We start from the raw sequence: 1552 nt of genomic DNA, 5'->3' as shown, positions 1-1552 counted from the left end.
CAGTAAATTTAATGACTAAAAGTTTAAATATATTATCACAGTTAAAGTTATTAAGTAGTCAATGGACATTTAATCATCAATCAGAAAATTTAGAAGAATTAGTAATAGATTATGTAACAAAAATTAATTTAACTAAAACTTTCAAAGAAAAACCAATTATTTTCATTGCTGAGATAGAATTTTACAAATTTATTGCCGCTTTCTTTGCAGGAGTTGTCAGTGAGTCTTGTCTTTTTTTAATTAATCCTCATTGGCAGATTCGAGAATGGCAACAAATAGAGAATATAGTTAACCCAGACATTATTTTTGGGAACATTAATTATCATTTTTCTTCAAATAACAAAAACTCCTCCAGTTTTACAGGCATAATGATTCCCACTGGTGGCACATCGGGTAAAATTAAATTTGCAATTCATACATGGGAAACTCTCACCGCTTCGGCTATGGGTTTTTATCAATTTTTTGATCATTTATCCATTAATTGTTACTGTTGTTTACCTTTGTATCATGTTAGCGGTTTAATGCAGGTAATTCGTAGTTTTATGACGAAGGGAAAGTTAGTTATTAATAGTTTTCAAAATATCAAAAATAATTTAGATGATATGGAAAATTACCATGATTATTTTATGTCTTTAGTGCCGACTCAGCTACAGTTTTTTCTTGGTAATAAGCCTAAATATTTAAGTAAATTTAAAACTATTTTAGTAGGTGGTGCATCAACTTATCCTCAACAAATAGTATTAGCAAATAAATATAATATTCCCATAGCTTTAACCTATGGTATGACAGAAACAGCATCAGGTATTAGCATCTTAAAACCTCAAGAAATTCAACAAGTTAATCATAATAATGGTAAAATTTTACCCCATGCTCAAATTATTATTGATGAAGAAAAAGAAGGTATTATTAAAATAAAATCTCAAAGTTTATTTAAAGGTTATTATCCTCATTTAGAAAATATAGATATTTTTAGCACCGATGATGTTGGATATGTAAATAATGAAGGGTATTTATTTATTTTAGGTCGTAACAGTCACAAAATTATTACTGGAGGAGAAAATGTTTTTCCTTTAGAAATTGAAAGGGCAATTTTTGCCACAAAATTAGTTAAAGATATTTATATAAAAGCAGAAAAAAATGATTATTGGGGGGAAGTTATTATAGCTTTTTATGTGCCAATGAATGATAATATTAGCCATGAAGAAATTAAATTAAAACTTGTCTCTCAAATTGCCAATTATAAAATCCCAAAAGTATGGCAAAAAGTTCCTAAAATTTCTCGTAATTCTCAAGGTAAAATTACTATATAGTAATCTTATGTGAGTTGTGAGATTTAAAGAGGTGTTAGCTATCAGCTATCAGCAGTAAGCTTTAAGGTATAGTAAGATTGACAGATTTATTGTTTAATAGACACGAGTGCAAAATAAAAATTATAGCGTTTTTCATTATGGTGAGGTCTTTATAGAACCTATTTGATATTTACGCCTGTAACCCAAATAACAAAAGGCTTTGACGAGATTAAGGTATTTCTTCTGAAATCATTATTATGTAA

Annotated in this window: 1 protein-coding gene; it reads left to right on the top strand. The window is 28.0% G+C overall.

Features of this window, described 5'->3' with window-relative positions:
• The coding region (locus tag FWJ34_RS19325; RefSeq protein ID WP_308256953.1) for an AMP-binding protein at nt 1-1310 on the top strand (1310 nt) is incomplete at its 5' end.
• Nucleotides 1311-1552 lie beyond the last annotated feature (242 nt).

Source organism: Geminocystis sp. GBBB08 (assembly GCF_016743215.1).
Lineage (GTDB): Bacteria > Cyanobacteriota > Cyanobacteriia > Cyanobacteriales > Cyanobacteriaceae > Geminocystis.
The sequence above is the reverse complement of the archived record's forward strand: the minus strand, read 5'-3'. Positions and strand labels throughout refer to the sequence as shown.